The organism is Mesorhizobium loti CJ3sym (assembly GCF_000472785.1).
Taxonomy (GTDB): domain Bacteria; phylum Pseudomonadota; class Alphaproteobacteria; order Rhizobiales; family Rhizobiaceae; genus Mesorhizobium; species Mesorhizobium loti_E.
In genome coordinates, this window is sequence record NZ_AXAL01000018.1 from 1 (window position 1) to 23,778 (window position 23,778).

21 protein-coding genes, 1 tRNA gene, 1 pseudogene and 1 riboswitch are annotated in these 23,778 nt (G+C 62.1%); of the genes and pseudogenes, 15 read left to right on the forward strand and 8 right to left on the reverse strand.

What is annotated here, in order from left to right:
* From A3A9_RS0123355 to A3A9_RS0123390, 9 genes and pseudogenes are all read left to right on the forward strand, one after another.
* On the forward strand, positions 1-212 hold a 212-nt coding region (locus A3A9_RS0123355), incomplete at its 5' end, for a transposase (protein ID WP_027056974.1).
* Positions 213-267: 55 nt separating this feature from the next.
* Positions 268-659 (forward strand): annotated as a pseudogene (locus A3A9_RS45815) (hypothetical protein).
* 49 nt (positions 660-708) lie between these two features.
* The gene (locus tag A3A9_RS0123360) at positions 709-1,383 is read left to right on the forward strand and encodes a response regulator transcription factor (RefSeq protein ID WP_027060947.1); all 675 of its coding nucleotides are present in this window, start codon (positions 709-711) and stop codon (positions 1,381-1,383) included.
* Positions 1,380-2,807 carry a sensor histidine kinase gene (locus A3A9_RS0123365; RefSeq protein ID WP_027060948.1) on the forward strand — a complete coding sequence of 476 codons (1,428 nt, stop codon included), beginning with the start codon at positions 1,380-1,382 and terminating at the stop codon, positions 2,805-2,807. The genes A3A9_RS0123360 and A3A9_RS0123365 overlap by 4 nt, the downstream gene beginning before the upstream one ends.
* 126 nt (positions 2,808-2,933) lie before the next feature.
* Complete coding sequence (locus A3A9_RS0123370; protein WP_027060949.1) at positions 2,934-3,971, forward strand: glycosyltransferase family 2 protein; 1,038 nt, start codon at positions 2,934-2,936, stop codon at positions 3,969-3,971.
* Positions 3,972-4,045: 74 nt separating this feature from the next.
* The gene (locus A3A9_RS39275; RefSeq protein ID WP_245279110.1) at positions 4,046-4,501 is read left to right on the forward strand and encodes a GtrA family protein; all 456 of its coding nucleotides are present in this window, start codon (positions 4,046-4,048) and stop codon (positions 4,499-4,501) included.
* Positions 4,498-5,988 carry a hypothetical protein gene (locus A3A9_RS0123380; RefSeq protein WP_027060950.1) on the forward strand — a complete coding sequence of 497 codons (1,491 nt, stop codon included), beginning with the start codon at positions 4,498-4,500 and terminating at the stop codon, positions 5,986-5,988. Before A3A9_RS39275 ends, A3A9_RS0123380 begins: the two co-directional genes overlap by 4 nt.
* Positions 5,989-6,199: 211 nt before the next feature.
* Positions 6,200-8,080 (forward strand): acyltransferase family protein, encoded by a 1,881-nt coding sequence (locus A3A9_RS0123385; protein WP_027060951.1) that lies wholly within the window; start codon positions 6,200-6,202, stop codon positions 8,078-8,080.
* 96 nt (positions 8,081-8,176) lie between these two features.
* Positions 8,177-8,250, forward strand: a tRNA-Gly gene (locus tag A3A9_RS0123390).
* 155 nt (positions 8,251-8,405) lie between these two features.
* On the opposite strand, the gene A3A9_RS0123395 is transcribed toward A3A9_RS0123390, so the two are convergent.
* The 3 genes from A3A9_RS0123395 to A3A9_RS0123405 all read right to left on the reverse strand — a co-directional run bounded on the left by A3A9_RS0123395 (position 8,406) and on the right by A3A9_RS0123405 (position 10,896).
* The gene (locus A3A9_RS0123395) at positions 8,406-9,158 is read right to left on the reverse strand and encodes a Stf0 family sulfotransferase (protein WP_245279111.1); all 753 of its coding nucleotides are present in this window, start codon (positions 9,156-9,158) and stop codon (positions 8,406-8,408) included.
* A gap of 300 nt (positions 9,159-9,458) precedes the next feature.
* Positions 9,459-9,800, reverse strand: a complete 342-nt coding sequence (locus A3A9_RS42840) for a hypothetical protein (RefSeq protein ID WP_080680925.1) — start codon at positions 9,798-9,800, stop codon at positions 9,459-9,461.
* A gap of 106 nt (positions 9,801-9,906) precedes the next feature.
* The gene (locus A3A9_RS0123405) at positions 9,907-10,896 is read right to left on the reverse strand and encodes a LysR family transcriptional regulator (protein WP_027060954.1); all 990 of its coding nucleotides are present in this window, start codon (positions 10,894-10,896) and stop codon (positions 9,907-9,909) included.
* Positions 10,897-11,208: 312 nt separating this feature from the next.
* Here A3A9_RS0123405 and chvE point away from each other — a divergent pair, with 312 nt between their 5' ends.
* The 4 genes from chvE to araD1 all read left to right on the forward strand — a co-directional run bounded on the left by chvE (position 11,209) and on the right by araD1 (position 16,490).
* Entirely contained in the window at positions 11,209-12,279 is a 1,071-nt protein-coding gene (gene chvE, locus A3A9_RS0123410; protein ID WP_027060955.1) for a multiple monosaccharide ABC transporter substrate-binding protein, read from the forward strand.
* A 201-nt stretch (positions 12,280-12,480) separates the two neighbouring features.
* Complete coding sequence (gene mmsA / locus A3A9_RS0123415; protein ID WP_027060956.1) at positions 12,481-14,013, forward strand: multiple monosaccharide ABC transporter ATP-binding protein; 1,533 nt, start codon at positions 12,481-12,483, stop codon at positions 14,011-14,013.
* Complete coding sequence (gene mmsB, locus A3A9_RS0123420) at positions 14,010-15,296, forward strand: multiple monosaccharide ABC transporter permease (protein WP_027033062.1); 1,287 nt, start codon at positions 14,010-14,012, stop codon at positions 15,294-15,296. Before mmsA ends, mmsB begins: the two co-directional genes overlap by 4 nt.
* A gap of 201 nt (positions 15,297-15,497) precedes the next feature.
* Positions 15,498-16,490, forward strand: coding sequence for an AraD1 family protein (araD1, locus tag A3A9_RS0123425; protein WP_027060957.1), 993 nt, complete (start codon positions 15,498-15,500; stop codon positions 16,488-16,490).
* Between the two features lie 176 nt (positions 16,491-16,666).
* Here the strand turns inward: araD1 and A3A9_RS0123430 are convergent, their stop codons facing one another.
* Positions 16,667-17,761, reverse strand: coding sequence for a 2'-deoxycytidine 5'-triphosphate deaminase (locus A3A9_RS0123430; protein WP_027060958.1), 1,095 nt, complete (start codon positions 17,759-17,761; stop codon positions 16,667-16,669).
* 139 nt (positions 17,762-17,900) lie between these two features.
* Positions 17,901-17,978, forward strand: a riboswitch (SAM riboswitch).
* A gap of 56 nt (positions 17,979-18,034) precedes the next feature.
* Between A3A9_RS0123430 and A3A9_RS0123435 the strand changes: the two genes are divergently transcribed.
* Positions 18,035-19,225 carry an O-succinylhomoserine sulfhydrylase gene (locus A3A9_RS0123435; protein ID WP_027060959.1) on the forward strand — a complete coding sequence of 397 codons (1,191 nt, stop codon included), beginning with the start codon at positions 18,035-18,037 and terminating at the stop codon, positions 19,223-19,225.
* A 21-nt stretch (positions 19,226-19,246) separates the two neighbouring features.
* Here the strand turns inward: A3A9_RS0123435 and A3A9_RS46515 are convergent, their stop codons facing one another.
* On the reverse strand, positions 19,247-19,879 hold the full coding sequence (locus tag A3A9_RS46515) for a BrnA antitoxin family protein (RefSeq protein WP_152536159.1): 633 nt from the start codon (positions 19,877-19,879) through the stop codon (positions 19,247-19,249).
* 52 nt (positions 19,880-19,931) lie between these two features.
* Positions 19,932-21,083, reverse strand: a complete 1,152-nt coding sequence (locus A3A9_RS0123445; protein WP_027060961.1) for a ceramide glucosyltransferase — start codon at positions 21,081-21,083, stop codon at positions 19,932-19,934.
* Positions 21,084-21,303: 220 nt separating this feature from the next.
* On the opposite strand from A3A9_RS0123445, the gene apaG reads away from it, so the two are divergent.
* Complete coding sequence (gene apaG, locus A3A9_RS0123450) at positions 21,304-21,696, forward strand: Co2+/Mg2+ efflux protein ApaG (protein WP_027060962.1); 393 nt, start codon at positions 21,304-21,306, stop codon at positions 21,694-21,696.
* Positions 21,697-21,734: 38 nt separating this feature from the next.
* Here the strand turns inward: apaG and A3A9_RS0123455 are convergent, their stop codons facing one another.
* A complete protein-coding gene (locus A3A9_RS0123455; protein ID WP_027060963.1) occupies positions 21,735-22,766 on the reverse strand; it encodes an Hsp33 family molecular chaperone in 1,032 nt (343 codons plus the stop codon).
* A 95-nt stretch (positions 22,767-22,861) separates the two neighbouring features.
* Positions 22,862-23,773, reverse strand: coding sequence for an ornithine carbamoyltransferase (gene argF, locus A3A9_RS0123460; protein WP_027060964.1), 912 nt, complete (start codon positions 23,771-23,773; stop codon positions 22,862-22,864).
* Positions 23,774-23,778: the final 5 nt, after the last annotated feature.

The window sequence follows — 23,778 nt, forward strand, 5'->3', positions numbered from 1 at the left end:
CCAAGCGCGGCATAGTCGCCTGTATCCCGTCCAAAGCCAACCGCAATCTGCCGATCCCGCACGACACCTTGCTCTACAAAAGCCGCCATAAGATCGAGAACATGTTTGGCAGGCTCAAGGACTGGCGGCGCATCCACACACGCTATGACCGCTGCGCCCACACCTTCATGTCCGCGATCTGCATCGCTGCAACCGTAATCTTCTGGCTCTGATCAATGAGTCCTGAGCCTAGGTCCCGCGCATGAATTTTCATGATGGGAATCTGTTATGACCACGCATGACGCCGGGCTTTTCATACGGGGCTCGAAGATAGTGTTCATCGCAATCGCGCTGGCGATCGCGGGCTGTGCTTCCGACATCATGAAGAACTTGTCGGACAGCCGGTCGAATCGGTCATTCTGGATTATGGTCCGCCAACGGCGATCGTCGATCTTGGCCAGAGCGAACGTGCCTACCAGTGGCGCAAGGTATCGACGTCAGCGGTTTCCGGAACATCGAGCGGCGAGGTTCGCCACACAAAACACGGAACCGTCTATGAAGAGACCGAAACGCCCGGCTATATCGAGCGTCAGGAATGTTTCTACACATTCTACGCCCGCGCTTCCGGCGGCCGCTGGTTCATCACCAATTTCCGCCAGCCAAAGCTGGAATGCGAATGAATTGCCGCAGCCTGAGACCCCGACCGGCCGCGGATAAAGGAGAATACCCATGCGCGTCCTGCTGATCGAGGACGAACCGGAAATGGCCTCCGTGCTGAAGGCCGCTCTCGAGCGTCTGGACATCATCGTTGACCATGCCGCGACATTGGCCGACGCCGAGGCGGTGGCTCGGCTGGGCTATCACGACGCGGTGGTGCTGGACCGCCGGCTGCCGGACGGCGACGGTCTCAGCCTGATACCGCGCCTGCGCGCCTTGCGCCTGGATGTACCTGTCATCGCGCTGACGGCGATGAGCGGGCTGGATGAGCGCGTCGCCGGGCTCGATGCCGGCGCCGACGACTACATGGTCAAGCCCTTCGCCACGGTCGAGCTCGTCGCGCGGCTCCATGCCCTGCATCGGCGCTCGTTCACCTCGCGCGCCAACCAGACCATGGTCGGCCGCCTCACCTATGATTTCCGCCACCGTGAGGCACTGGTCGAGGATCAGGCGCTGGAATTGCCGCGACGTGAAAGGCTGGTGCTTGAAACGCTGATCCGCAGGCCGGGCCGTACGATCATGCGCAGCGCGCTGGAGGAAGCCGTCTACGCTCTGGACGACGAGATCGGCTCCAATGCGCTCGATGCGCATATTTCGCGGCTGCGCCGCAAGCTCGACGATGTCGCCGCCGGCATCGAGATCCGGGCGATCCGCAACCTCGGCTATCTCTTACGGGCGGCCTCGTGAAGAAGGTGCGCACGCGCTCGCTGCAATGGATTTTGGTCCGCCGGATGATCCTGCTGCAGGCGGCGACGTTGCTGATCTTCATCGTGCTCTGCGCGGCGGCACTTTGGATCGCCAATCCGCGCCTCTTGATCGACAACGAGGCGGCTGTTGCCGCTATCAAGGAGGCGGTTGGCCGTGACGGCAGCGGCAGACTGATCGTCCATGAGACCGAGGGGCTCGCCAGCTTTCGCGAGGGCTTCCCCAATGTCTGGTACATCGTTCGTGACGGCAACGGCCAGAGCGTGCGCTTCGGCAATGTGCCTGGCGTCTACGCCAGGAATTTTGGTGACCTGCTGGGCGAGGCCGATCACGCCACCATCGGATTTTCCGAAGATGATTTGAGGCCGGAAGCCTATCTCGAAAACGCCGCGACCAGGGCCGGCACGGTACAGATCATCGCCGGGACGCGGTCGTCGCGAGAAACCGACGGCCTTGAGCTCAGCATTTCGGCCACTGTCGACGTGGCCAGGAATCCCGACGGCAGCAGGAACTGGGAGAAGGCACTCCCCGCGCTTGCGGTCATCATCCTCATCCTGCTATTGCCGATCGTCCTGGTCATGGGAACCACGACCCTGGTGACGACACCGGCGGTGGTGCGCCGGTCCTTCGCCGGCCTTGTCGAGACCGTCCGCCAGGCCGCGCGCATCGATATCGGCACCCGCGCGATGCAGTTGCCGGTCAAGAATGTGCCGCAGGAGATCGCGCCGCTGGTGCACGCTTTCAACGAGGCACTGGCCCGCCTTGCGCAAGGCTATGACCGGCACAATCGCTTCCTCACCGACGCGGCGCACGAACTGCGCACGCCGATCGCCATCTTGCGCACGCGCGCCGAGCTGCTGAAGCAGGAGCCGCAGAGTGCCCGCCTGCTGCATGACATCGAGCGCCTGTCGCATCTTGCCCAGCAACTGCTCGACCATCAGATGCTCGACCGCCCGACAGACCAGCGCCAACTCGTCGACCTCCGCGATCTCGTCAGCCGGGTCGCCGCCGACTTTGCCCCGCTGGCCATCGAGGCTGGCTATGACCTTGCCTTCGAGCCTCCCCCCGGCAAGGCCCAAGTGGAGGTCAATGTCCTGCAGATCGAGCGGGCGCTGGCCAACCTCGTGCGCAATGCAATCGAGCATGGCGGCGGCAGTGGCACGATCACGATCGCCATCGACGGGACCGGCGGCATCGAGGTGCGCGACGAGGGTCCGGGCATTCCCGCGGAAGAGCGCGAGAATGTCTTCGAACCCTTCTACCGCTTGCAGCCGCAGTCTCGCGGGGCAGGGCTGGGACTGAACCTTGCCCGGCAGATCGCGCTGCTGCATGACGGAACGATCCGGATCCTGACCGGCTCATGGCACGGCGCCCGCATCCGCATGGAGTTGCCGGTCCGTTCGTGACGGTGGCCGACGACGCCGCTTAGCTCATGGCGGCCGGCCGCCCGATACCCCCGCGTCGATCCCTGGCTTATCTGTTTTCTAACCAATTGCCGCTATTGCCATTCCAAGAGCGGGAGCCAGGCTTTGGTGGGAACGGGAAAAATCGGCGCGCACCTTGCAATCACGCTGTCGGTCGTCGTGCCATGCTACAACGAGCGCGACGGCGTGGCCGAGCTTCATAGACGCGTCAGTGCCGTATGCCTTGAGCAAAGCGCTTCCTACGAGATCGTGCTTGTCATCGACGGGGCGACCGACGGCACCCGCGAGGCTATTTTCGAACTGGCCGAAAAGGACGACCATATCGTCGCCATCGACCTTGCCCGCAACTACGGCCACCAGATCGCGCTCAGCGCGGGGCTGGAGTTCTGCCGCGGCGAGCGCATTCTCATTCTAGACGCCGATCTCCAGGACCCGCCCGAACTGCTTGGCGCGATGATGGCGAAGATGGATGAAGGCTTCGATGTCGTCTACGGCCAGAGAGTGAAACGCGACGGCGAAAGCTGGTTCAAGCTGGCTTCCGCCTCGATGTTCTATCGGTTGCTGGGTCGCATGGTCGATGTCGAGATCGCGCCGGACTCCGGGGACTTCCGGCTGATGAGCCGCCGTGCGCTCGACCACCTGAACGCGATGCCCGAGCGCTACAGGTTCATCCGCGGCATGGTCAGCTGGATCGGATTGAAACAGATCGCCTTCCCCTATGAAAGGCATCGGCGCTTTGCCGGCACCACCCACTACCCGCTGAAGAAGATGGTGCTTCTGGCGGTCGACGCGATGACCAGCTTTTCGATCGTGCCTTTGCGGTTTGCCTCGCTGCTGGGGATGATGTTCGGCCTGCTCGGACTGGTCGTGCTTGGCTATACGCTGATCGAATGGTCCAGGGGCAACGTGGTGCCTGGCTGGACGAGCCTTGCCGCGATCATGCTGATCATGGGCAGCGTCCAGCTTCTGGTGCTCGGCATCTTCGGCGAGTATCTCGGCCGCATGTATATGGAGACGAAGCGGCGGCCGCTCTACTTCGTCAACGAGATCGTTTCGCGCGACGAGCAGACCTCCCAGCAGACCAAGGACAATGACCTGGCCATCCATCGCCTGCAGGAGATGGCGAAAAGAGCAGCGCGTGGCTGAGGCGAAGGTCGACCGGACGCAACGGGAACGGCATGGGCAGGATGCGGTCGGCTTTTCCGTCTGATGTCTCGAGGATGCTGCGCTTTGGCGCCGTCGGGCTGCTCAACACGGCGCTTGGATATTCGCTGATCCTGGCCGGGCTGGCGCTGGGCCTCGGCGATATCCTTTCCAATGCGGCAGGCTATGCCGCAGGCCTTACCCTCGGCTTCTTCCTCAATCGCCAATGGACGTTCGAACGTGCCGGCGGCTTTCGCCGTGGCGCGGTCGTTCGATACGCTATGACCTTCGTCGTCGCCTATGGCGCCAATCTCTGCGTCGTGGTCGCCGCCATGTCTGCCGGCTTCATCGAAAACCCGTTCGTCCATCTGGCGGGAAACTGCCTCTACTCGGTCATCTTCTATCTCGGCTCGGCCCGGTTCGTCTTCGTCGGCGGTGCGGAGGATGCCGCAACGGCAACGCCTGGAGCCGCGACACGAACCCCGGTCTCAGCAATCGCGACGGCGATGCCGTCGCCTGGAGCCGCGATATGAACCAGGCCACTGTCATTGCAACGGCGACACCGTCGCTCGGAGACGCGCAACGCATCAGGCTGATCTTCTGCCTTCTCGGCGCCTGCGTCGTGGCCTATCTGCTCGCCGCCTTTGCGGGCGCCACCCTGCAGGACCCGGACAGCTGGTGGCAGGTGAAGGTCGGGTTGGACTTCCTGGCAAACGGGACGTTTCCGACCACCGACCCCTATTCCTATACTTTCGCCGGTCAGCCCTGGATCGCCAAGGAATGGCTGGGGCAAGTGCTTCTCGCCCTTGCCTACAGCGCCGGCGGCTGGAATGGCGTCGTCACCCTGATCATCGCCACGGTCGGCCTGACGGTTTTCCTGATGGGATGGTTCCTCAGCGCATGGCTGAAGCCGATACTGGCTATCGCGCTGGCCTTCGCCGCCGCCTTCCTGATCGCTCCCATCTATACGGCGCGCCCCCACGTCTTCACCTTGCCGATCATCGTCGTCTGGACGGCAATGCTGTTTCGTGCCGCGCAAGAGGAGAAAGCCCCGCCGCTGTGGCTGCTGGTGCTTGTCGTCTTGTGGGCGAACCTGCATGCCACATTCACGCTGAGCTTCGTCATCGCCGGCTTTGCCGGGCTTGATCTGCTGGCGCGCACAGGCCTGTCGAAGCCCGCCCTTCTGGCAAAATGGATCGCTTTCGGCCTGCTCTGCCCACTGGTCAGCCTCATGCATCCCTATGGGGTGAAGGCCATCCTGGCCACGCTTACCGTCGCCTATGGCAACGAGGCGGTGCCACTCATCCTGGAGTGGCGGCCGTTCAATGCCCAGGAGCAGCTCTTCCAGGAAGCGGCGATGCTGCTGGCGCTTTTCGGGCTGCTGGTATCGAGGCTGCGGATCGGCTGGGCCAAGGCATTGTTCATCGTCTTCGCCGTCCATGTCTATCTCGCCCATCTGCGGTTCGTATATCTGCCCTTCCTGTTGATCCCCCTGGTGGCAGCAGTAGAGGTTGCACTGCAATATCCTTCGCTTTCAACCACGACCTGGCTGGCGGAGAAGCGTGACGGGCTGGAAAAGATTTTCGCCGGCCGGTTCTACGTGATCTGCGGCGCGATGGCTGTGCTGCTGGTCGGCTCGGTCGCGATCCTCGGCAGTACCTACCAGGTCGCGCCGAGCCCAAAAACATCCGCCAGCGGCGCCCTCGCCTTCGCAAGGGATCAGAACCTCACCGGCAACGTGCTGAATTCCTACAATTTCGGCGGCACGCTGATTTTCCACGGCATCAAGACCTACATCGACGGCCGGACGGACCAGCTGTTCCTGGGCGGGTTCACGAAAACCGACGAAGCGACTGGCCACAGTGACGGAAAACCGCTGCTCGAGGCCCAGCTCAAGAAATACGCCATCGGCTGGGCACTTCTTACAGCTGACGACACCCGCATCCCCTTCTTCGCGGAGCTCGGCTGGAAGCGGGCCTATGCGGACGACTATGCCGTGATATACCTGCCCGGCGCCTGATTTCCAGATCTGTACCAATCGGGTTCGTCAATCGAACCTCCGGTTTCCTGCCTTGACACTAATGTTGCAGTGCAGCAAAGTTGCATGGCAGAGGATGGGCCCGTGCGACCAACGAACCGGCATTTTTCACAGTATCAGGACATCGCCGCATGAGCAGTGCACCAAGCTGCGGCATGCGAATACCGCCGGCCGCGCCATGCGGACCGGCCCGATGAACTACAGGCGCGACATCGATGGCCTGCGAGCCGTTGCGGTGCTGCCCGTCGTGCTCTTCCATTTCGGCGTGTCCGCCATTCCCGGCGGCTTCACCGGTGTCGACATCTTCTTCGTCATATCGGGCTATCTGATCAGCGGCAGCCTGCTCGACGATCTCGAGCGCGGCCAGTTCTCGATCGGCCGCTTTTACTGGCGCCGCGCGCGGCGCATCCTGCCGGCACTGACCTTCGTCATCCTGCTCTCGGGTATTGCGGCCTGGTTCATCCTGTTGCCGTCCGACCTCCACGAATTCAGCCTCAGCGTGATCGCGGCCTCGACCTTCTGGTCGAACATCTATTTCTGGAAGACGACGAACTATTTCTCCATCGACGCGGAGCTGCGGCCACTGCTGCACACATGGTCGCTTTCGGTGGAGGAGCAGTATTATATTTTCGCACCGATCCTGGTGTATCTGATCTATCGATACGCCGCGAAGCGCTGGCTGACGATATTGCTGCCGATAGCCGTCGCCAGTTTTGCCCTGGCGGTCATGGCAACCTCCCTGGCGCCGACCGCCGGCTTCTACCTGCTGCCGACGCGCATCTGGGAGCTGGCGCTGGGCGCCATGCTGATGCTGAAAAAGCCGCCGGCGCTGGCCAGCCGTCCGCTGACGGAACTGATCGGCCTGGCCGGTTTTGGCCTGATCGCATTCGGCTTTCTGACGATTTCGGAGAGCGACCCGTTTCCGGGCTACAATGCGCTGTTTCCCTGCATCGGAACGGCGCTGCTCATATATGCCGGCCAAACGCACAGGCTTGTGCCTGTCGCGACGCGCGTACTTCAGTTCACCCCGCTGGTCTGGGTCGGCCTCATCTCCTACTCGCTCTACCTCGTCCATTGGCCGATCAATTCGTTCGTCCACTATCTCTCGCTGAAGGCCGTCGGCGTGCCGATGATCATGGCGATGATGGTGGCAAGCTTCGCCCTGGCGACATTCTCGTGGAAGTATATCGAGCAGCCCTTCCGCCGGAAGGGGGCCTTCACCGCCCCACTGCCCATCTTCGCCTTTTCAGCGACAGCGATCGCCCTGCTTTGTGTCGGCGGCCTGGCCGGTGCGCTCGGCAAGGGTTTTCCGCAACGGTTCCCGGACTTCTCGACGGAGCGGGTGCAGGTGGGTGACTGGCGCAACGGTGTCTGTTTCAACGAAGGCGGGAGCCCGATCGAGGACTGGAACCTCGCCGATTGCACGCGCACGCATGGCTTTCCCACCAATGTGCTGCTGTGGGGCGATTCCTTCGCCGCTCACTATGTGTCGGGGCTGGAGGCCAACGTCCAAAAGATCCAGGCCAATGTCATCCAGTATACCTATGCCGGCTGCCCGCCCAATTTGAGCTATTTCTCTTACGCCCGGCCGGCCTGCACGCGCTTCAACGAACGTGCGCTGTCGATCATCCGCGATGCCAACGTCCAGGCCGTGATCCTGAGCGGCCGCTGGACCGACTACCAGGCCAGGGGCTTCGATGGCCTGCAGAAGACGGTCGACCGGCTGCGTGACATGGGCGTCAAGGTCTATGTCATCGGCCAGTCTCCGGAATTCATCGCCGACGTCCAGAAAATCGCCTTCTTCGCAAGACGAGAGCATGTCGAAGGCACATCCTGGCCGATGGCCATGGATCCGGACATCAACACGCAGGTGCTGCCGTTCACCAAAGGGGCCGATTTCATCGACCCGCTGGCCTACCTCTGCGACGCGGCCGGCTGTTCCTATGCCGACGCCGGTACCAGGCAATTTCTCTACTTCGACTATGGCCATTTCTCGTCCGCGGGCGCGACGCTCGCCATCTCGAAATATTGGCCAAGCTTTGCCGCCAGCGATAAAGTCGCGAAGGCAAAATAAGATCGCGGACCAGCGCAGGCCCGATCGCGAAAGCCTCGTTTCAACCGCCGCTTTGCGATTGCCCGAAGGCCGAACCTCATGGTAACGAGGACACGCGCGGGTATGATGTAATGGTAGCTTGTCAGCTTCCCAAGCTGAACGCGAGGGTTCGATTCCCTCTACCCGCTCCAGTTTAAGCGCAAGGCATTGCGCTTGGTGTTGAAAGCTTTCCACCTCGACGTTTTATATCGTTTGTTCCCAACCTGGAGCAATTCCAGGAAAGTGCGCAACGGTTTCCCTTCCGGAGTTGGAGCGGATCAGCGACCCTATCAAACTCCGAATCGCTCTAAAGTTGACTAATTCGCATCTGCTTCTTCAGAAGCAACCGAGCGAGATTGTCGATGGTGCGCGGCGCCATCTTTCCGGGGAGATACGCTAGCAGATTCTTCGACCTGGCGTCATTGCGGTACCGCTCAACCCATTCCTCCGTGTAAGCATCCCGCTGCAACCGCAAATTCGTCTTGAACTCGCAGTCCGGCATTTCAACCGACAACTGGCGCGCCAACGAGACGACATACGGCCGAGGGTCACTTACCAGATCTTCATAGAAAAAATGGTCGTAGGGCAGATCGGCCATGCGCAGGTAGGCTCCCCAGAAGGCATGGCTTTGCTCGATCCGGAAGTAGACTTGGCAGATGCTGGCGAAGTCGTACTCCGGGATCGGATCAGTACCGCTTGTCGTGCTCTGCCAACGGCCTGACGCTTTCGCCCGACAATAAGAAATTGCTTGACGAAGTCGGTCTCTCCGTTCCAGCAAGACCAATCCGATGCCATGGCGCCTGATGCATTCGGTGAGAAAGTCGACTCCATACTTCGCCTGCGTCGTCTCAAGGTGCCGCGAAAACACTTTTACAGCAAACCTGCCATTCGCGGTCTTACCGCGATCAATCACCGCGCAAAGAAGTTCGTCGAAGGATTTTGGCTTGAATCCCAGCTTGCTGGGGTGGAGCCATTCGCCCGACTGCCCCAATATTCCGGTGCTGTTTGCCAGGCTGCCAAGCCATTCGGAGCCGCTGCGGGCCTCGGTCAGTATCGCCACGCCTTTTATGGGTGCCGATTGCCCCTTGTCTGCAGACGTGTAGCCGGTGTTACGGGATATGGTTCTGCTCCCTGATGGCCCTCGGCATGGTCACACCTCTATCCGACGGCAATTGAATTAGTAAAGTCTAATATGATTCCGTCAATTCGATCTTAGGCCAAGCGGGACGGACGATTCCGTCACGGTTGGGTGATCGGTGCCAAGCCGGGCACCGATTGCAACACGCAAGCCTTGCCCTGCGCGTCTGCGCAGAGACGACACCGGCCACGCTGCGGTGGCCGGCCTTTCGTCAATGGTTCGTCACAGCCAGACGCCGAGCCATACCCGTTCGCGCCAGCAGCGGACATGGCGGCGGCCATGACGCCAGTAGCTGCGGCACACCCGTCTCCAGCCGCGGCGCCGCCCGCCATGACGACGACGCCAGTGGCCACGATGGCCGTGATGCCAGCGACGATGGGAAACCTGCTCCACCTCGACCGCGTCATCGCCTTCGAAGACAGCCGGATCCGGCTTGTCCAGTTGGTCGAGAATTCCGTTGCCCTGGGGAATACCGGCAACCGCGCGACCCGGTCCGACCACGCCCGCAAACGCCACCGCCCCCGCAACGCCCAGCAGTCCAGTGAGAAACAACCGACGTTCCATCAAAACCTCCCGAGTTGTTGACCATCGGCACGTCGCTCCCTCGCCCAAAACGGGCTCCAGCGAGCATGCCGACCGGGATGAACGCCCGCGCGCGCGTCCGGTTCCATCACCCCACTTCGCGCAGGATGAAATCGTGCAGCATCTTGGCGGCCGGCGACAGCGCGCGATTCCTGACCGTGATCAGGCTGTAGGGCCTGACCTCGATGTCGAATTCGGTCTGGACGACATCGATTGCGCCGGCGAGCCCGTCCGGATTCTGGATGAATTTCGCCACCTGAACCGAGACCGGCGCGATGGCGTCGGACTGCGCGACCATGACCAGCGTCAGGAGCAGCGAGCTGGTGTTGAGGATCCGGTCCGGCAGCGCGATGTTGCGGTTGAGGAAATTGCTCTCCATTGCCTGGCGCAAGGGCGAACCGCCCGACTGGAAAACCCAGTCATAGGCGGCGGTGTCTTCCAGCCGCACCACGTCGCCCCTAGTGAGCGGGTGGCCGCGGCGCACTATCAGGCAGGCCTTCTCGACGCCGATGACGCGCGACTCGAACAGCCGCGGATTGAGATCGTCGGGAATGCGCGCAATGATGAAGTCGTGGCGTGTGGCGATCAGTTCGCGCGCCAGCACATTCGAGGTCTCGACCTGCATGGTGATCTCGATGCGCGGATAGATGCGGCGGATTTCGCGGATCGCCGGCACCGCCAGTTCGATCGCAGGCGCCGTCACGGCACCAAGAAACACCGAGCCGCCCTTGCCTGCCTTGAGTTCGGAGATCTCGCGATCGACCTCGCGCATCTCCAGCAGAATCGAGCGCGCACGCCTTGCCAGCGCCTTGCCGTAGGGCGTCAGCGTGATGCCGCGCGGCAGCCTTTCGCATAGCTTGACCTCGAGCACCGCCTCCATTTCGGCGATCATGCGCGAGGCAGCCGGCTGAGAGATGTTCATGACCTGCGCCGCCGCGCTCACCCGGCCATGATCGTCGAGCGCGACGATCATGCGCATGTGGCGCAGGCTGAGACCGCTGCGCAGCAGGGTTTCGCTGTCGCCCGGGGTCTCGTTGTAACCATTTGAAACCGCAGCCGGATTCCGCAACGCCGCCATGGTTTTTTCTTGCCTCCGTCTGCGACCCGCCAACTTTTCCGGCGACCCGCGATCCCGTCATAACGCATACCACTTGCGGTATAGCAACCATCAAAGATCGCATTTGACAGTTATGGCAAAAGGGTCGCAACTTCAGCGCGTTTCGAGACGTGACAATCGACGACGATAAAATCGTATCGATTGAAATCAGCGCCTCGGGGCCATGGGAGGATACCGGAGATCGATATGACGGCAGCAGTGCCTTGGCGCTTCTGCACGATTGCGCGGCCCGCGACCCCCGGGGTGCCGCGTCCATCAACCAGGGAGAGTTATGTGAAAATCATCAAGACACTGGCCGCAGTCGCGGCGCTTGGCATCGCTGCCATGACCTACTCGGCACATGCGGCCGACAAGGGTCTTGTCGGCGTGCTGATGCCCACCAAGACTTCGCAGCGCTGGATCAATGACGGCGACGCCGTCAAGTCTCAGCTCGAGGCGCTTGGCTACACCGTTGACCTGCAGTACGCGCAGGACGACATCCCCAACCAGCTCAGCCAGCTGGAAAACGAAATCACCAAGGGGCCGAAGGCGCTGATCATCGCCTCGATCGACGGCACCACCCTGTCGGACGCGCTGCAGAAGGCCGCTGACGCGGGCGTCGTCGTCGTCGCCTATGACCGCCTGATCAAGAAGACCAAGAATGTCGACTACTACACCACCTTCGACAATTTCGGCGTCGGCGTGATCCAGGCCAATTCGCTGGTCAAGGGCCTCAAAGAGCGCTTCCCGAACACCAAGCCTTGGAACGTTGAACTGTTCGGCGGCTCGCCCGACGACAACAACGCTTTCTTCTTCTACAATGGCGCGATTTCCGTCCTGCAGCCGCTGATCGACGACGGCTCGATCAAGATCAAGTCTGGCCAGACCGGCATGGACAAGGTCGGCACGCTGCGCTGGCTCGCTGCCACCGCCCAGGCGCGCATGGACAATCTGCTCTCGGCCAACTACTCGGACGGCAGCCGCGTCGATGGCGTTCTGTCGCCCTATGACGGCCTGTCGCGCGGCATCACCGCCTCGCTCCGCGCCGTCGGTTACGGCACGGACGCACAGCCCTGGCCGATCGTGACCGGTCAGGACGCCGAGACCGCCTCGGTCAAGCTGATCATCACGGGCGAGCAGTACTCGACCGTGTTCAAGGACACCCGCGACCTCGCCAAGGCCACTGTCCAGCTGGTCGACAAGGTGCTCTCGGGTGGCAAGCCCGACGGCCTCGACGAAAAGACCTACAACAACGACGTCAAGGTCGTTCCCTCGATCCTGTTGACGCCGCATGAGGTCGACAAGTCGAACTACCAGAAGCTCGTCGTCGACTCCGGCTACATCAAGGCCGAAGACCTGAAGTAATCCCGGTTACAAAGACAGGGGTCCTGCGCACCGCAGGGCCCCTTTCCGTTCACGAGCGACCCCGGTATTGTTTCTACCGGATTTAAAGCGCGTCGCTTCGAACCGGAACCATGTGATACGCTTTAAGTCTTTGTTTCCGTGCATGTCGTCGTCTCAAAACCGCAGGCACTTTTGAGCGACATGCAACAGGAGGAGCTTGCCCTGATGACGACGATTTTGGAGATGCGCGACATCACCAAGACGTTCCCCGGCGTGAAGGCGCTGTCGAACGTCAACCTCAGCGTCGAGGAAGGCGAGATCCACGCGGTGGTCGGCGAGAATGGCGCCGGCAAGTCGACGCTGATGAAGGTGCTGTCGGGCGTCTATCCCTCCGGCACCTATGACGGCCAGATCATCTTCCAGGGCCAGGAATGCCAGTTCAAGGGCATCCAGGACAGCGAACACAAGGGCATCGTCATCATCCACCAGGAGCTTGCGCTGGTGCCGATGCTGTCGATTGCTGAAAATATCTTCCTCGGCAACGAGCACGCCAGATACGGCGTCATCGACTGGAACGCCAACGAAGCGCGCACCGCTGCGCTGTTGAAGAAGGTGGGCCTCAAGGAGGACCCCAAGACGCTGATCACCAATATCGGCGTCGGCAAGCAGCAGCTGGTCGAGATCGCCAAGGCGCTGAGCAAGGAAGTCAAGCTGCTGATCCTCGACGAGCCGACGGCGTCGCTCAGCGAGAAGGACAGCCAGGCACTGCTCGACCTTTTGCTCGAATTCAAGCGCCAGGGCATGACCTCGATCCTGATCTCGCACAAGCTGAACGAAATCAATCGGGTCGCCGACAAGGTGACCGTCATCCGTGACGGGCGCACGATCGAGACGCTGGCCAAGAAAGACATTTCGGAAGACCGCATCATCACCTCGATGGTCGGCCGCTCGCTCGACGACCGCTATCCGCCACGCGAACCTCACATCGGCGAGGTCGTGTTCGAAGTGAAGAACTGGTCGGTCTATCACCCGATCCATGCCGAGCGGCAGGTGATCAAAGGTATCAACATCAACGTGCGCAAGGGAGAGGTGGTTGGCATTGCCGGACTGATGGGCGCCGGCCGCACCGAATTCGCCATGAGCCTGTTCGGCCGCTCCTATGGCCGCCGCATCACCGGCGAGGTGCTTCTCAAGGGCAAACCTGTCGATGTCTCGTCGGTGAGCAAGGCGGTCCAACACGGCATCGCCTACGTGACGGAGGACCGCAAGACCTATGGTCTCAACCTCATCGACCATATCAAGCACAACATCACACTGGCCAATCTCGGCGGCGTGTCTCGCCACAGCGTGATCGACGACATGCGCGAGCTCGCCGTTGCCAACGACTATCGCAAGAAGACCAATATCCGCGCGTCCAGCGTCTATCAGTTGACCGGCAATCTTTCGGGCGGCAACCAGCAGAAGGTGGTGCTGTCGAAATGGCTGTTCGCCGATCCGGAAGTGCTTATCCTCGACGAGCCGACGCGCGGCATCGATGTCGGCGCCAAGTACGAAATCTATACGATCATCGCGCGCCTCGCCTCGGAGGGTAAGGCGATCGTGGTCATCTCGTCGGAAATGCCGGAACTCCTCGGCATCACCGACCGCATCTATGTCATGAACGAAGGTCGCATCGTCGGCGAAATGCCGGCGGCGGACGCAAGCCAGGAAAAAATAATGCGCGCCATCGTTCGGGGAGAAGGAAAAGCAGCATGAGCACCGAAAGCGCCCCCGCCCCGCAGGGCAACGTCACTGACGAACAGCGACCACGCATCGCCGTCTCGGCGCTGACGACGAACCTGCGCGAATACGGTCTGATCATCGCGCTGATCGTCATCATGCTGTTCTTCCAGTTCACCACGTCGGGAACACTGTTCAAGCCGGTCAACCTTAGCAATTTGGTGCAGCAGAACTCCTTCATCATCGTTATGGCGCTGGGCATGCTGCTGGTGATCGTCTCCGGCTATATCGACCTCAGCGTCGGATCGGTCGCCGGTTTCATCGGCGCGCTGGCGGCAAACATGATGGTCATCTGGCAGCTCGGACCGCTCAGCAATCCGCTGGTGGTTTCGATCGTCTGCCTGGTCGTGGGCGGCCTGATCGGCGCGGCGCAAGGCTACTGGATCGCCTATCACCGGATACCGAGCTTCATTGTGACGCTGGCCGGCATGCTGATCTTCCGCGGCATCTGCCAGGCGCTGCTGGGCGGCGGATCCTCGGTCGGTCCGCTTCCAGACGACTTCAAAATGCTCAGCTCCGGCTTCATCCCGGATGTCATCGGCCCGCTGACGCTGATCCCGCCGACGGTGAATGCCGCCGGCAAGACCATCATGGGCAGCGGCCTGACGCTACACATGACGACGATCGTGCTCGGGCTGATCGCCGTGGTGGCGTATGCGTATTTCGGGCTCCGCACCCGACGCAAGCGCGAGCGCCATGGCTATGAGGCCGAACCCTTCCCCCTGTTCGTCATCAAGACGCTGGTCGCCAGCGCGCTGGCGCTGTTCCTGGTCTATGAGTTCGCCAGCTACCGGGGCCTGCCGGTGGTGCTGCTCGTCATGGGCGTGCTGATCTCGCTGTTCGTCTTCGTCACCAAGCGCATGACCATCGGCCGCCGCATCTACGCGATGGGCGGCAATCCCAAGGCGGCGCAGTTGTCGGGCATCAACACCGAGCGACTGACGCTGCTGGTGTTCATCAATATGGGCGTGCTGTCGGCGCTTGGCGGTCTGATCATCGCCGCGCGCCTCGGCCAGGCCGTGCCGGCGGCGGGTTTGGGCTCAGAGCTCGACGTCATCGCCGCCGTCTTCATCGGTGGCGCCTCGGCGATGGGCGGCGTCGGCCAGGTTATCGGCGCGGTGGTCGGCGGCTTCATCATGGGTGTGATGAACAACGGCATGTCGATCATGGGCGTCAATGTCGATTGGCAGCAGGTGGTCAAAGGCCTGGTTCTGCTCGGCGCCGTAATCTTCGACGTCTACAACAAGAACAAGGCCTGACAGGCTTAGGCGAGGCAAACAGGAGACATACGATCGCGGCGCTGCCGGCAAGTTGTCGGCATCAGGAAGTCCCCCGGGAGACCAAGCCCGCGAGCGCAATCTGGACCAAGAATTTCACCCGTGGCGCGGCGAGATCCGAGCCGCGCAGGTCAAGGTTTGCCAAGAGGCAACCGGGCCAAGACACATGAGAGAGGACTGACCATGCTGATCTCGCAGATTCTCGACGACGCCGACACCATTCGTGTCGTTGCCCGCAGCGGCGGCAAGACCCGGATCATCAACGGCGCCCGCAGCGTCTATTCGCTGGCCATGGAGGCTGCCCGCACCGGCGTCGGCCTTGCCGCGCTGATCGAGCGCAAGGGACTTGGCGAGACGGTCGATCTCGATGCGGCCTACAAGAAAGGCCGGCTGTTGTCGCCGATCAATCACCCCGACCCGGCGCATCTACATCTCACCGGCACTGGCTTGACGCATCTCGGTTCGGCGGCGACGCGCGATTCCATGCACAAGAAGTTGAGCACCGATGGCGAGGAGCAACTCACCGATTCCATGAAGATGTTCCGCATGGGCCTGGAAGGCGGCAAGCCCGCCAAGGGCCAGGTCGGCGTGCAGCCGGAATGGTTCTACAAAGGCAACGGCACCATGGCCGTGGCGCCGGGTGCCGCACTCCTGTCACCGGCCTTCGCCAAGGACGCCGGCGAAGAGCCAGAGGTGGCCGGCATCTATGTGATCGGCGACGACGGCGCCCCCTTCCGTGTCGGCTTCACGCTGTCGAACGAATTCTCGGACCACGTGACCGAGCGCGTGAACTATCTCTTCCTCGCCCACTCCAAGCTGCGCAATGCCTCGTTCGGGCCAGAGATCCTGATCGGCGACCTGCCTTCCGATATCAGGGGCACGTCGCGCATCGTGCGCGACGGCGAGACACTGTGGGAAAAGCCCTTCCTGTCGGGCGAAGCGAACATGTCGCACACCATCGCCAATCTCGAACACCATCATTTCAAATATTCGGCGTTCCGCCAGCCGGGCGACGTGCATGTGCACATGTTCGGCACAGCGACGCTGTCCTTCGCCGACGGCGTCAAGACCGAGGCCGGTGACGTGTTCGAGATCGAGGCCGGGGATTTCGGCCTGCCGCTGCGCAACCCGCTCGAGATCGAAAAGCCAGTGAAGGTCGCGGTGAAGGCGTTGTAACGCCAGCTTCACCTTCTCCCCCTGTGGGAAAAGGTGGATCGGCGCGTAGCGCCGAGACGGTTGAGGGCTGGGTGACGGAGTGCCGGCGGTGCCAAGCCGGAACACCCCTCATCCGACCTCGCTTCGCGAGGCCACCTTCTCCCGCAAGGGGAGAAGGGAAAAGGTGCCCTTCGGCCTCAGCGCGCGGCGCGGAAATGCTTGGAGAGTTTCAGGCCCTGTGCCTGGTAATTGGAGCCGAGATCGGTGCCGTAGAGCGCCTGCGGCCGCTTCAGCATGTGCTCGTAGACCAGCCGGCCGACGATCTGGCCATGATCGAGGATGAACGGCACTTCGTGGCTGCGCACTTCGAGCACCGCCCGGCTGCCGGTGCCGCCGGACGCCGAATGGCCGAAGCCCGGATCGAAGAAGCCGGCATAGTGGACGCGGAATTCGCCGACCAGCGGGTCGAACGGCGTCATCTCGGCGGCATAGAGTGGCGGCACATGCACCGCTTCCTGGCTGACGAGGATGTAGAACTCATCGGGATCGAGCACCAGTTCGCCGGCGCCGCTCTTGTGGATCGGTTCCCAAAAATCGACGACATCTTGCGCTGCGCGCTTGTCGACATCGACAAGGCCGGTGTGATGCTTGCCGCGATAACCGACCAGCCCGTCACTGTCGCCATTGAGGTCGATCGACAGCGCGATGCCGCCGCCGGAAATGTTCGGCGGCTCGGTGGCAACCAGCATTTCGGCGCGGTGCAATTCATTCAGTTCGGCTTCGGAGAGCAGTGCGTTGCCGGTGCGGAAGCGTATCTGCGATAGGCGCGACCCGGTGCGCACAACGATCGGAAAAGTGCGCGGGCTGACTTCCAGATAGAGCGGGCCAACATAGCCGGCGGCGATCTTGTCGAACTCGTGGCCCCGGTCGGTCATGACACGGGTGAAGATGTCGAGCCGCCCGGTCGAGCTCTTCGGATTGGCCGAGGCCGAAATCTCCGCCGGCAATGCCAGGCTTTCGAGCAGCGGCACGATGTACACACAGCCGGTTTCCAGCACCGCGCCATCGGCGAGATTGATCTCGTGCAGCTTCAGCCGGTCGAGCTTTTCCGAAACCTTGTGGTTGGGGCCCGGCAGGAAGGAAGCGCGCACCCGCCACGCCTTGTCGCCGAGCCTCAGATCCAGGCTCGCCGGCTGGATCTGGTCGGCATCGAGCGCGCGCGACGACTTCAGCGCGCCGGACTGGAACAGCGCGGAAATGTCTTGATCGGGAAGAATGCCTGTCTGCCGCAAGGCTTCGCTCCTTAGCCCAGACGATTTTCTTGCCGCAGATTCTCGCCGCAAAACCGTGGAACACTTTTGCGGAACCTGCTTGGTACAAACCTCTTAATCAAGCCGGCAATTGACGCAAGCGTGGCTGAGGTCTAAAGGGTCGTTATCCCGTGGTGATTTGGCCGGTCGGCTTGCAGCCACGTTAAACAAGTCGCTAAAGGACCGTTGGCCGCAAGGCCGTATGGACCGGTTGCGACTTTCGCGACCGGTTTTTTTGTGTTTGGAACAAAAGCGATGAGCAGCAAGAAGCGTAACTGGAAGCCTCAGACAGCCCTCGTGCATGGCGGAACCCTGCGTTCCCAATTCGGCGAAACCTCCGAGGCCATGTATCTGACGCAGGGCTATGTCTATCAAACTGCCCAGGCCGCCGAAGCCCGTTTCAAGGGCGAGGAACCCGGCTTTATCTATTCGCGCTATGCCAATCCGACCGTTGACATGTTCGAAAAGCGCATGTGCGCGCTGGAAGGTGCCGAAGACGCGCGCGCCACGGCGTCGGGCATGGCAGCGGTGACGGCGGCCCTTCTGTGCAGTGTCAAAGCCGGCGACCATATCGTGGCGGCACGCGCTTTGTTCGGCTCCTGCCGCTGGGTGGTCGAGACGCTGGCGCCGCGCTACGGCATCGAGGCGACGCTGGTAGACGGCACCGACATCGCCAGCTGGGAAAAGGCGGTCAAGCCCAACACAAAACTGTTCTTCCTGGAAAGCCCGACCAACCCGACGCTGGAAGTGGTCGACATATCAGCAGTCGCCTCGCTGGCCAACTCGATCGGCGCGCGGCTTGTCGTCGACAATGTCTTCGCCACGCCTTTGCAGCAGAAGCCCTTGCAGCTCGGCGCACATATCGTCGTGTACTCCGCCACCAAGCACATCGATGGCCAGGGCCGCTGTCTCGGCGGCGTCATCCTGTCCGACAAGAAGTGGATCGACGAGAATTTGCACGACTATTTCCGCCACACCGGGCCCAGCCTGTCGCCGTTCAATGCCTGGACGCTGCTGAAGGGCCTGGAGACGCTGCCGGTGCGCGTGCGCCAGCAGACGGAAAGCGCCGGCAAGATCGCCGACTTCCTCGCCGAACAGCCGCAGATCGCCCGCGTCATCTATCCCGGCCGCGCCGACCATCCGCAGGCCGATATCGTCAAGAAGCAGATGTCGGGCGGATCGACGCTGATCTGCCTCGATGTCAAGGGCGGCAAGCAGGCGGCGTTCGCCTTGCAGAACGCGCTCGACATCGTGCTGATCTCGAACAATCTCGGCGATGCCAAGAGCCTGATCACCCATCCGGCGACGACGACGCACAAGAATTTGAGCGACGAGGCCCGCGCCGAACTCGGCATCGGACCAGGCACGCTAAGGCTGTCGGTCGGTCTGGAGGATACGGACGACCTGCTGGAAGACGTCGCGCAGGCGCTGAAGGCCGCGAAATAGCAGCAAGCGACGGACCGAGGATCACAGGCCCACCGCCTTGCGCAGCGCTTCGTTCATGCGCGTCTGCCAGCCATCCCCCGCGGCCTTGAAGCGGTCGAGAACATCGGCGTCGAGCCGCAACTGTATGGCACGTTTGGGCCGTGCAAGCGGCGGCCTGCCAACCTTGCGGCGCGAAACGGCATCGGTGGGCTGTGAATCCGGATCCGCCGCAGCAGCGGCGGTGATCGTAGCATCTTCTTCATCGGTTATCGCGGCAAGCGCCTTGCTGGCAAGCGCCAAAGCATCAGCACGTGACTGCTTTGGCGGGCTAGCCTCGCGATGCACAATTGTCTTAGAGGTTTTCGACATAGTCCGTAATTTCCTGCCTTGTGGCCTTGCGTAGCGAAATAACGCGGATGGCACGGCCTCGCTCGACATAACCATCACATAGACGCCAGCGCCGATCAGGCCGATGGCAATAAGACGATCTTCGCCAAAGCCCTCGCTGTCATCCAGCCTGATAACGGCATTGGCGAAATCGAAGGACGGAGCTATCGCAAAGTCCACGCCGTGCTTGGCCCGGTTCGTCCTTGCCTTGTTTTCATCCCACTCGAATAGCATCGCCGCCGGTGCATTCCATAAATTATGTATACACAAAAATAGAGTGTAATTCAATAGTTTTTGTATATACGATAATTCTGCTGAAAATCAAGCGGAGCCACCTAGATCAGGCGCGCGACGGCGTCTCCTCCAACTCGGCTGCCTTGGTGCCGATGGTCATCGCGTTGCCGCGCCAGTCGACGGCGCCGCCGAGCCAACCCCGTGCCCACATCGCCGGCAGGATCAGGTCGCGCGCCATGATCGCCGCGACCATGCGCGGCGACAGATACCAGCCCTTTGACCAGGCCAGGGCGCATTCCGGAAGATAGAAGGCAGCCAGCACGGCGATGGCCGTCAGCGGTAGGCTGAAGCCGGCGCTTGCCGCCGCACCCAGTGCAAGCAACAGCGGCACCACTGCGCCAGTCAGGATTTCAGGCGCGAAGAACAGCGGGAAGGTGACGCGGCGCAGGCGCGCCCAGCGGGCCTGGCGCGACCAGATCTCGCCAAGCCTGCGCCGGCCGAGCGGCTGCTCGAAGGGCGCGGCAACGAGATTGACACGTAGGCCGAGCCCATTGACCAGTTTGGTCGCCGCGGCGTCCTCGGCGATTTCGGCGGCCAGCGCGCGGATGCCGCCATTGGCATCCAGCATTGGCTTGTTCCACAGCATGCTCTTGCCCTGGGCAAAGCCGAGGCCGAGCGCCTCACCGGCATACTGCCAGCGGGCTTGCAGCGTGTTGAGGAAGGCGCATTCGACCTCGGCCCAGAAGCCGTCAGGCCGCGAGCCGATCGGTGTCGAGCAGACAAGGCCGGTATCCGGCCGCCACGCCGCCATCAGATGCTGGACGTAGTCTCTTGGCATCAGCACGTTGGAGTCGGCCAGGATGACCCAGCCATGGCGCGCGGCTTCCCAACCCTTGACGCAATTGTTGAGCTTGGGATTGGCGCTGACGCGGTCGTCACCGATCAACAGCCGCGCCGGAACCTTCGGGAAACGGGCGATGGCTTGTCTGATCAGCCTGACCACAGGATCGTCGGCATGGGCGACGCAGAAGATGAGTTCGTAGCGCGGCCAGTCGAGCGAGAAGGCACGCTCCAGTGTCTCCTGCGTGAACGGCTCGACGCCGCGCGCCGGGACAATGATGGACACCGGTTGCGACTTGCTCGCCGGCGGCGCGATCGTCGCGCGCCGTTTCAGCTGTGAAGCGGCGAGCGTGATGCTGGCGGCGTTTACGACAATGAGAGCAGTCGAAAGCGAGGCGGCTAAGACAGTGAGTTCCATCGAGATCTGGTCACTCCAGAAAAGACGGCCCGCATGACAGGCGTTTTCAACAGTCGAAAGAGCGCCGAGTCGCCCAGTTCGTGCACACCACCATTGTCGTGTGTCACTTAAATGACATTCTTTGCCGGCACCTGCCCTTCAAGGGCAGCCGCGACAAGACGTGCACGTTGACCTGCTTGCCGGGAGCGCCGAAACTTACCGGATTGTTTTGGAGCCGCTTATGTATCGCGCCATCACGCGCAAGATCGAAGTTCAGGTCAGGCCGTTCTATCTTGAGGATCGCTCGGACCCTTCCGAGAACCGCTATGTCTGGGGCTATCAGATAACGATCGACAATCAGTCGGATGAATTCGTGCAGCTTCTTTCGCGCTATTGGCACATCACCGATGGTACAGGGCGAGTCGAGGAAGTGCGCGGCCCGGGCGTCGTCGGTGACCAGCCCGAACTCAATCCCGGCGACAGCTATCAATACACGTCCGGCTGCCCGCTCTCGACGCCGTCCGGGATCATGGTCGGGCGCTATACGATGCGCAACAAGCGCGGCGAAGAGTTCGACATCGCCATCCCGGCGTTTTCACTGGATCTGCCGGGGACGAGGCGGACGGTGAATTAGCGTCTTTCTCCCCGTTCTACGGGGAGAAAGAAGCTCCTTTACTGCGCCGCGAATTCCGCCGGGTCGAAGTCGTATTGCGTCGAGCAGAATTCGCAGGCGACATGGATGCCGCCATCCTCGGTCGAGTCCTTGATCTCCTGCGCGGAGAACCCCTCGAGGATACCGCGGATCTTGTCGCGCGAGCACGAGCACTGGTCGGCGACGGGGACGCCGCCGAAGACGCGCACGCCATGCTCGTGGAACAGGCGATAGAGCAGCCGTTCGGCGCCGATCGTCGGATCGATCAGCTCGGTCGGCTCGATGGTGCCGAGCAGCGCCAGCAGTTCCTGCCAGGAATTGTCGGCCGGGTCGTGGATCTCCTCGCGCGGATCGCCATCGCCACCCGGCAAGTCCGGGACGCGCATGCGCTCGGGCGACTGCGGCAGGAACTGTGCCAGGATGCCACCGGCACGCCACTGTTCACGCGCGCCGCCAAGGACGGGCGTCAAAAGCTTGGCAACCGAAAGCCTTATATCCGTCGGGATCTGTTCCGACTGGCGGAAATAGGTGCGTGCCGCGTCCTCCAGCGTTTCACCGTCGAGCTGGACGATACCCTGATAGCGCTGGGTGTGGGCGCCCTGGTCGATGGTCAGCGCCAGTACGCCGCTGCCGAGCAGCGTCTGCTGGGACGTCTCACCTGCCCCGACCAACGCCTCAAGCCGATCCGCATCGAAGCGCGCATAGGCGCGCAGCGCCGAAGGCGTGGAGAAATCCGCCACCAGCATGTCGACCGGCCCGTCCGTGCGGGTCTGCAGGATGAACTTGCCCTCGAATTTAAGTGAGGTGCCGAGCAACACCGTCAGCACACAGGCTTCCGCCAGCAGACGGGCAACCGGCTCGGGATAATCATGGCGGGTGAGAATGGCGTCGAGCATCGGTCCGAGCTGGACCGTGCGGCCGCGCACGTCGAGCGGGCCGACCTCGAAGGGTACGACGTGATCGTCGCCGGCATAGCCGAACTCGCCGAGTTTGGGATGATGTTCAGTCACTTGATAGGTTTCCAACATGACAAAGCTCCGGGGCGCGGCCATGCGGCCCGGAGGGGCACATGCGTCCAAACGCGCTTGATTTGCGTGATGCGGCGCAGATAGGCATCGCGCCGCCGCAGATCAAGCGCCCAGACACGTCAAGCGCCAAGACACCAGGCAAGCACCGCCTTCTGGGCATGGAGCCGGTTCTCGGCTTCGTCGAAGACCACCGAATGCGGGCCGTCGATGACCTCGTCGGTCACTTCCTCGCCGCGATGCGCCGGCAAGCAGTGCATGAACAGTGCGTCCGGCTTGGCATGGGCCATCAGCTTGGCGTTGACCTGATAGGGCGAGAACACGTTGTGTCCGCGGGCGCGATGCTCCTGGCCCATCGACACCCAGCAATCGGTGACGATGCAGTCGGCCTGATCGACGGCTTCCTCGGGCGAGCGGGTGAAGTGCAGCTTGCCGCCATGCGCCCTGGACCAGTCGATATGCTTCTGCGCCGGCTCGCTGCCTTCGGGCACGGCGACGTTGAGGTTGAAGCGAAACCGCGCCGAGGCCTCTAGCAGCGAATGCAGAACATTGTTGCCGTCGCCGGTCCAGGCAATGGTCTTGCCGGCAACCGGACCGCGATGCTCCTCGAAGGTCATGATGTCGGCCATCAGCTGGCAAGGATGGGTGTCGTCGGTCAGACCGTTGATCACCGGCACGGTGGCGTTCTCGGTCAGCTCCAGCAACCGCTCGTGCGAGGTGGTGCGGATCATGATCGCATCGACGTAGCGCGACAGCACCTTGGCGGTGTCGGCAATGGTTTCGGAGCGGCCAAGCTGCATCTCGGTGCCGGTCAGCATGATGGTCTCGCCGCCAAGCTGGCGCATGCCGACGTCGAAGGAGACGCGCGTGCGCGTCGACGGCTTGTCGAAGATCATCGCCAGCACCTTGCCTTCGAGCGGCTTGGTACGCTCGCCGGCCTTGAGGCGCGCCTTTCGCACCACCGCGTCGTCCAGCATGAAGCGCAGGTCGCCCTCGGAAACGGTGGAGAGGTCGGTGAAATGGCGAACTGACATCAGCA

Bases quoted from the DNA above. Each gene is read 5' to 3' on its own strand.
- A3A9_RS0123445 (WP_027060961.1), bottom strand. From the start codon at position 21,083: ATGGAACTCACTGTCTTAGCCGCCTCGCTTTCGACTGCTCTCATTGTC.
- A3A9_RS0123385 (WP_027060951.1), top strand. From the start codon at position 6,200: ATGAACTACAGGCGCGACATCGATGGCCTGCGAGCCGTTGCGGTGCTG.
- A3A9_RS42840 (WP_080680925.1), bottom strand. From the start codon at position 9,800: ATGGAACGTCGGTTGTTTCTCACTGGACTGCTGGGCGTTGCGGGGGCG.
- A3A9_RS39275 (WP_245279110.1), top strand. From the start codon at position 4,046: ATGCTGCGCTTTGGCGCCGTCGGGCTGCTCAACACGGCGCTTGGATAT.
- A3A9_RS0123360 (WP_027060947.1), top strand. From the start codon at position 709: ATGCGCGTCCTGCTGATCGAGGACGAACCGGAAATGGCCTCCGTGCTG.
- A3A9_RS0123405 (WP_027060954.1), bottom strand. From the start codon at position 10,896: ATGGCGGCGTTGCGGAATCCGGCTGCGGTTTCAAATGGTTACAACGAG.
- A3A9_RS0123380 (WP_027060950.1), top strand. From the start codon at position 4,498: ATGAACCAGGCCACTGTCATTGCAACGGCGACACCGTCGCTCGGAGAC.
- argF (WP_027060964.1), bottom strand. From the start codon at position 23,773: ATGTCAGTTCGCCATTTCACCGACCTCTCCACCGTTTCCGAGGGCGAC.
- A3A9_RS0123455 (WP_027060963.1), bottom strand. From the start codon at position 22,766: ATGGCCGCGCCCCGGAGCTTTGTCATGTTGGAAACCTATCAAGTGACT.
- apaG (WP_027060962.1), top strand. From the start codon at position 21,304: ATGTATCGCGCCATCACGCGCAAGATCGAAGTTCAGGTCAGGCCGTTC.
- mmsB (WP_027033062.1), top strand. From the start codon at position 14,010: ATGAGCACCGAAAGCGCCCCCGCCCCGCAGGGCAACGTCACTGACGAA.
- A3A9_RS0123435 (WP_027060959.1), top strand. From the start codon at position 18,035: ATGAGCAGCAAGAAGCGTAACTGGAAGCCTCAGACAGCCCTCGTGCAT.
- araD1 (WP_027060957.1), top strand. From the start codon at position 15,498: ATGCTGATCTCGCAGATTCTCGACGACGCCGACACCATTCGTGTCGTT.